The organism is Microbacterium sp. B19(2022) (genome assembly GCF_012030385.1).
Taxonomy (GTDB): Bacteria; Actinomycetota; Actinomycetes; order Actinomycetales; family Microbacteriaceae; genus Microbacterium; species Microbacterium oxydans_B.
The window spans coordinates 119649-126848 of the sequence record NZ_JAAUVO010000012.1; the positions used below are offsets into that span (position 1 = coordinate 119649).

Annotated in this window: 4 protein-coding genes; all 4 read left to right on the forward strand. The window is 68.4% G+C overall.

Annotation, left to right across the window (positions count from 1 at the left end):
* Positions 1-22 precede the first annotated feature (22 nt).
* Genes HCX50_RS20205 through HCX50_RS12680 form a run of 4 tightly spaced genes read left to right on the forward strand, consistent with a single transcriptional unit; the run spans position 23 to position 7183 of the window.
* Positions 23-2917 carry a YhgE/Pip family protein gene (locus tag HCX50_RS20205; RefSeq protein WP_167634624.1) on the forward strand — a complete coding sequence of 965 codons (2895 nt, stop codon included), beginning with the start codon at positions 23-25 and terminating at the stop codon, positions 2915-2917.
* Complete coding sequence (locus HCX50_RS12670; protein WP_167634625.1) at positions 2914-5094, forward strand: YhgE/Pip domain-containing protein; 2181 nt, start codon at positions 2914-2916, stop codon at positions 5092-5094. Before HCX50_RS20205 ends, HCX50_RS12670 begins: the two co-directional genes overlap by 4 nt.
* A 29-nt stretch (positions 5095-5123) precedes the next feature.
* Positions 5124-5741 (forward strand): TetR family transcriptional regulator, encoded by a 618-nt coding sequence (locus HCX50_RS12675; RefSeq protein WP_167634626.1) that lies wholly within the window; start codon positions 5124-5126, stop codon positions 5739-5741.
* Positions 5742-5782: 41 nt separating this feature from the next.
* The gene (locus HCX50_RS12680; protein ID WP_091028708.1) at positions 5783-7183 is read left to right on the forward strand and encodes a threonine/serine ThrE exporter family protein; all 1401 of its coding nucleotides are present in this window, start codon (positions 5783-5785) and stop codon (positions 7181-7183) included.
* The last annotated feature ends 17 nt before the right edge of the window (positions 7184-7200 follow it).

Sequence of the window (7200 nt, forward strand, 5' to 3'; positions counted from 1 at the left end):
ACGTATTGTGTAAACTCGTCCTGTGAAACAGAGCTGGCGGGTCTACAAGCGCGACGTCAAGAGACTCTCCCGCGTGCCCAAGGCCTGGATCATCATCATCGGGGTGCTCATCACCCCGGCCCTGTACGCGTGGTTCAACATCAACGCATTCTGGGACCCCTACGCGAACACCGCGAACATCCGCGTGGCGGTGGTCGATCTCGACGAGGGCGCCACCTCCGACCTCACCGGCCACATCGACATCGGCGAGCAGGTGACCGCGCAGCTCAAGGACGACGACCAGCTCGGCTGGACGTTCATGGGCGAGGACGAGGCTCAGGAGGCCGTGAAGAAGGGCGACGTCTACGCCGCCATCGTCATCCCCGCGCAGTTCAGCCAAGACCTGGTCAGCATCACCAGCGGCGACTTCACCCAGCCGGCGCTGGAGTACTACGTCAATGAGAAGGCCGGGGCGATCGCCCCCAAGATCACCGACGTCGGCGCATCCGAACTCGACAAGCAGGTCACCACCGCCTTCAAGGAGCAGGTGGCTCTCGCCGCGACGAACGCCCTCAAAGACGTCGGCGACTCCACCGAGCTGCGACTGCTGAACGCCAGGGACAACACCCTCAACGCGTTCGACCAGGCGGCGCAGACCATCTCGTCGGCGCGCGAGAACCTCGCCGAGACGCAGGACGGCCTCACCTCGTCTCGCGGCACGCTCGCCTCCGCGCGGAGCACGCTCGGCGACGTCGACAAGACGCTCGGCGATGTGCAGAAGTCGCTCGACCAGACGCAGTCGATCATCGCCGAGACGCAGAAGGAGGTGATCGCCTTCACCGACAGCGCCACCACCGCGTTCCTCCAGGGCACCACGCTGCTCGCCGATGCGTCGTCGAAGGCGAACGTCTCGATCACCCGTCTCACCCAGAGCCTCGAGCAGGCGGGTGTGCGCATCGACGCCGGGATCGACGACGTCTCGAACGTGCTCGAGGCGAACGAAGCGGCCGCCGCGCGTCTGCAGGCCCTCGTGGACGGTACCGACCTCAGCGACGAGACGAAGCAGCAGCTCACCGAGGTCATCGCCTCGCTGCAGCAGCGCAACGCCACCGACCAGCAGCTGCTCGCAGACCTGAAGGCCCTCAAGGCCAGCGCATCCGACACCGTGGGCTCTGTCCAGGCGACGGCCGACGCCGTCGACAAGGCGATGCAGGACACCAGGGATGCCTCGTCGGCCATGCGCGACATCCTCACCCGCACCGTCCCCTCGCTGAACAGCGCGATGTCGCAGCTGTCGGCGAGCGTCGGATCGTTGTCGGCGGCGCTGGACGCGCAGAAGGGCGTGCTCGCCGAGGCCGACCAGCTGCTGGGCGGGTTGGACTCTCAGCTTGTGGCCACCTCGTCGGCATTGGAGAGCTTCGACGGCGACCTCGCCGGCATCGAGCAGGGCCTGCAGACCTCGCGCACCGACGTCGTCGCCCTCAACGCCGCATCCGAATGGGGTCTGCTGGGCACGCTCACCGACCTGGAGCCCGAGCAGATCGCCCAGTTCATCTCCTCGCCCGTCGAGGTCGACGAGCACCTGGTGTTCCCCGTCGACACCTACGGGTCGGCGATGGCCGCGCTCTTCACGAACCTGTCGCTGTGGATCGGCGCCTTCGTGCTCATGGTGATCTTCCGCGTCGAGGTCGACACCGAGGGTGTCGAGGGGGTCACCGTGCGCGAGGCCTACTTCGGCCGCTTCTTCCTCTTCGCGACGCTCGCCGTCGGCCAGGCGCTGATCGCGTGCACCGGAAACCTCATCATCGGCGTGCAGACCGTCAGCGCCGCTGCCTTCGTCGGCACGGGTGTGCTCATCGCCCTCGCCTACGTGAGCATCATCTATGCCCTCTGCGTCGCGTTCGGGCACGTCGGCCGCGGCCTGTGCATCCTGCTCGTGATCATGCAGATCCCCGGCGCATCCGGGCTGTACCCGATCGAGCTGATGCCCGGATTCTTCCGGGCCATCTATCCGCTCCTCCCGTTCTCGTACGGCATCGACGCGATGCGCGAGACGATCGGCGGGTTCTACGACGGCCACTACTGGCGGTACTTGGGCGCCCTCGCCGTGTTCGTCGCCCTGGCGTTCCTCATCGGGCTCGTGCTCCGCCGCCGGCTCGCGAACTTCACCCTGCTCTTCAACCGGCAGGTACTCGCGACCGACCTCCTGATCGGGGAGAAGGTGCAGGTCCTCGGCAGCGGGTACCGGCTCACCGACGTGATCCGCGCGCTCTCGAACCGCAGCGAATACCGCGAAGACCTCGCTCGACGCGCCGAGCCGTTCACCCGCCGCTACCCCACCCTGTTGAAGGCGACGGTGCTCACGGGGGTCGCCGGGCTCGTCGTGCTCGGGGTCATCACCTGGGCGCTCCCCGAATCGAAGGCGCTGCTGCTGGGCCTGTGGACGCTCTGGATCCTGCTCGTCATCGGATTCCTCGTGGCCATCGAATACATCAAGCACAGCTTCGAGAACGGCGCGGAGGTCGCGGCCCTCGACGACGCTGAGCTGCGCGAGCTCGCCCTCGTCGGGCCCGCCGGTCGTGACGCGGTCATGCCCGCCTCAACGGACGAGAATTCCGACACGGTCCCGTACACGCCCGTCGTCCCCACCGAGCCGGATGGGCGGGCCGTCACCGTTGTGCCGGACGTGCCGGACGCACCGGACGCACCGGCCGGCGGCGCCGAGGCAGACGCCCTGCTCACCGAATGGTTCGAGCCCGAGCCGGACGCGCAGCCGTATCCGGAGACGGAGACGGAAGCGGAACCCCGCATCGGACCGGATCCCGAGCAGACCGCCGAGCAGGACGACGCCGAGCAGGCAGAAGAAGATCTCGCGGACGAAGATCCACTCACCGACGAAGACGAACACCGGACCGCAGAAGGAGAGGACCGCGCATGAGGGACATCCTGCACCTGACGGCCCGCGACGTGCGGCACGCGACCCAGAACGTGATGGCGTGCATCGTCCTCTTCGGACTCGTCGTCATCCCGTCGCTGTTCACCTGGTTCAACGTCATCGCCAGCTGGGATCCGTTCGCGAACACGAAGGATCTGAAAATCGCGGTCGCGAGCACCGATGCCGGGTACGAGAGCGACCTCGTGCCGATCCGCGTGAACGTCGGCGAACAGGTCCTCTCGCAGCTCCGCGGGAACGACCAGCTCGACTGGGTCATCACGGATGAGCACGACGCGATCGACGGGACGAAGTCCGGCGAGTACTACGCCGCCATCGTGCTGCCCGAGACGTTCAGCGCCGACATGCTGACGTTCTACGCCGACGGCGGCGACCGCACGCACATCGCGCTCTACACGAACGAGAAGAAGAACGCCCTGGCGCCGAAGATCACCGGACAGGGCGCGGAAGGGGTCTCGTCCGCGATCAGCGACACCTTCGCCCAGACGCTCGGCGACGTGGCTCTCGGCCTCGTCTCGTCGATGTCGGACTACCTCACCGATGAGGACACGCAGGCCGCACTCACCCGCATCGAGGCGCGCCTCGGGAGCGTGGGCGATCAGCTGCGCTCCGGGGCGCACACGGCCGACAGCTTCACGGCTCTGCTCGAGGCGAGCCGGCCCCTGCTCGACAGCGCCTCGGGCCTGGTCGGCTCGGCCGGCGACGCGTTCACCGACACCTCCGGCGCCCTCGGCAGCGGGGTGGACGCGGCGGGCACGCTGAAGTCGACCCTGCAGACGGCCGCGCAGTCCCTGACGGATGCGCTCGCGGCGACGGCGAGCAGCTACGACACCGTCGGTCAGCGCATCGACGAGCTGTACGCCCGGGCCGACTCGCTCAGCGGCAGTCAGGTGCAGGCGATCAACACGCTCGCCGAGCGCGTGCAGCAGCAGATCGACCAGTACTCCGCGGTCAAGAACACCCTGGAGACGGAGGTCGGGCCGAACCTTCCCGAATCCGCGCAGCCCGACTTCGACGCCGTAATCAGTCGGCTCGATGAGGCCATCGCCCGGCAGCAGGCCCTGCAGGAGCGCCTCCAGACCGCGGCGACCGAGATCGCGGCCGGCAACGACTCGGCGCAGAGCTCGCATCAGGAGATCACCGCCGCGATCGCCGCGGCGAAGAAGGCGATCACGGATGCACGGAGCACGTACGACAACGGGCTGAAGGCACAGCTGAACTCCCTCTCGTCGACCCTCACGCAGATCGGCTCCGACGTCTCGGCGATCCGCTCCGACCTCTCCGGCATCACGTCCGGCCTCTCCGGAGCATCCGATTCCGTGCAATCGACGCTTTCGCGCGCACAGCAGGCCACGACGCAGCTGTCGGCATCGCTGAACTCGTTGGCCGACCGGTTCGACACCGTGCAGCAGGCGATGACGAAGGCCGCGGACACCGGCGATCTCAGTGAGCTGATGGGCGCCGACCCCGGCGTGCTCGCCACGTCCCTCGCCGAACCCGTACGCGTGGACCGCACCGCGGTGTTCCCGGTGGCCGGTTTCGGCGCGGCCATGGCACCGCTGTACATGATCCTGGCCCTCTGGGTGGGTGCGCTGCTGATGACCGTGACGATCCGCGTCGACGTGAACGCCGAGACGCTCCCCGATCGCCCCGAACTCACCCCGACGCAGAAGTATCTCGGCCGCTACGGCATCTTCGGCCTGGTCGGGCTCGCACAGAGCACGCTGCTGACCCTCGGGCTGATCCTCTTCGTCCAGGTCGAACCCGCGCATCCGCTCCTGCTCATCCTGGCAGGGTGGGCGATCTCGACCGTGTTCACCCTCATCGTCTACACGGCGGTGGTCGCGTTCGGCAATGCGGGCAAGGCCCTCTCGGTGCTGCTCCTGGTGATCCAGATCTCCGGTTCGGGCGGCGCGTATCCGCTGCAGCTGCTGCCCGACTGGTTCCAGAGCATCAGCCCGTTCCTGCCCGCGACCTACGCCGTGAACATGGTGCGATCGGCGATCGCCGGCGTCTACCAGGGCGACTTCTGGTGGTCGCTGGGCGCGCTCGCGCTGTTCATCATCCCCGCGCTGCTCCTCGGTCTCGTGCTCCGTCGCCCGTTGATGACGTACAACCGCAAGCTCGTCGACGCACTCGCGTCGACCAAGTTGATGTCGTGACTCCTGTGTCTCCGCGAAAGGACCATGAAGTGACCGCACCGAATCCTCGACGTCGACGCGATGCGCTCGCCAACCGCGAGGCCCTGCTGCGCGCGGCGCAGGCGGTGCTCGCGACCAACCCCACGGCGTCGCTCGATGTGATCGCACAGGCCGCCGGCCTCACGCGGCGCTCCGTGTACGGCCATTTCGCCGACCGCGACAGCCTGCTGCGCGAGGTGATCGCCGTCGGCGCTCAGCGGTTCAACGCGATCGCCGAGGCGACAGACGAATCCGACCCGCGGGTCACCCTCGCGCGCATGGCGACGCGACTGTGGCGGGAGGCCTCGGCCGTGCGCGCGTCGGCCAACATCGCCCTCGATGATGCGCATCTGACCGACACCGTGCTCGCCCTCGCACCGCTGCGCCGACGGATCCGCGACCTGACGAGGGCCGGAGTGGAATCCGGGGCGTTCCGTGGAGACATGCCGGCCGAGCTGCTCGCCTTCCTCATCGAGGAGACGGCGCGGGCGACGCTACGCGAGCTTCGACTCACCACCACCGACGCGGACTCCACCGTCGTGCGCGTGGTGCTGAGCATCGTGGGCCTCTCGTGGACGGAGCAGGCCGAGCTCATCGGCGCGCACCCCGAGATCTTCGCGCAGGACTGAGACCGCGGCAGACGGCTCTCCCGTCCGGGAGAATGGATGATATGTCCGCGACCCCCCGCCGGCCACTGCTCTCCTCGGTGCGCCGCCTGCTCCACACCGATCCCTCCACGGTCGCGCACACCGAGGTCCTGCCCGTCATCGACGAGCGCACGGTCCCCCGAGTCCTCGACCTGGCGACGAGGATCGGCGAGTCGATGTTCGCCGTCGGTGCGTCCGCCCACGAGGTGACGCTGGCCATCACCCGCGTCTGCGATGCGTACGGGATGAAGGGCGTGCAGGTCGACGTCACCTACAACTCGATCACGGTGTCGTTCCACCTGAGCGGGGAGGTCTGGCCGGAGACCCTGGTGCGCGTCGTGCGGGTGACGGCCCCCGATCACGCGAAGCTGCAGCGCGTGCAGGCGCTCGTCGCCGATATCGCCGACGGGCTCGACCTGGAATCCGCGCGCACGACCTTCCGAGCGATCCGCCGGGTGCCGTTCCGCTATCAGCAGCCGGTCGTGATCGTGGCGCGCGCCCTGCTCGCCGTCGGGGTCAGCATCATGCTCGGCGCCTCCCCGATCATCGTCGGTCTCACGTTCATCGCGGCGCTGTGCGCGGCTCTGACCCAGGCCGGTCTCGCTCGCCTCCGCGTTCCGCTGTTCTTCAGCCAGATCGCCGGAGGGTTCGTGACCACCGTCGTGGCGGTGGTCGTCTCGGCGCTGGGCTCGGCGGGGATCGAGCCGTTCGTCGGCATCCGCCCGTCGATCATCGTCGCCTCGGGCATCGTGCTGATGCTGGCCGGTCTCACCGTGGTGGGCGCGGCACAGGATGCGATCGACGGCTTCGCGCTCACCGCCGGCGGGCGCATCCTCGACCTCACCATGCAGACCCTCGGCGTGGTGATCGGCATCCTCGTCGGCCTAGAACTCGGGAGCGTCCTGGGGTTCACGATGGACCTTCCCGACGACCCGGCACCGTTCGGTCCGGTCCTGAACCAGTTCGCCGGCGCGATCATCATCGCCATCGCCGTGGCGGTGTTCAACGGCGCCGGCATCCGCATCATCCTGGTGAGCGCGCTGCTCAGTGCGGTGACCCTCGCGGGCTACTCGGGTTCGGTGGCGCTGAACCTGCACCCTGCGGCGGCGAGCGCAGTCGGTGCTCTGCTCGCGAGCTTCCTCGGGATGCTGATCGCCCGCAACCTGCACGTCCCGTCGGTCGCGGTCACGACCGCGGCCATCGTCCCCCTCGTTCCCGGTGTCGCCGTGTTCCAGGGACTTCTGGAGATGGTGCACGCCACCGGGACGTCCACGGGGATGCTGGTCGCCGGCGGATCGCTCATCGACGCGGCGGTGATCGGCATCGGTCTGGCATCCGGCGCCTCGCTCGGCCTCTACCTCGGCACCCCGGTGCGGGCGACCCTCGCGAGCGTCGCGAAGACGCGCGCCCGCGTCCGCCGCTGACCCCGGTCCCCTCTCGC

Bases quoted from the DNA above. Each gene is read 5' to 3' on its own strand.
- HCX50_RS12680 (WP_091028708.1), top strand. From the start codon at position 5,783: ATGTCCGCGACCCCCCGCCGGCCACTGCTCTCCTCGGTGCGCCGCCTG.
- HCX50_RS12670 (WP_167634625.1), top strand. From the start codon at position 2,914: ATGAGGGACATCCTGCACCTGACGGCCCGCGACGTGCGGCACGCGACC.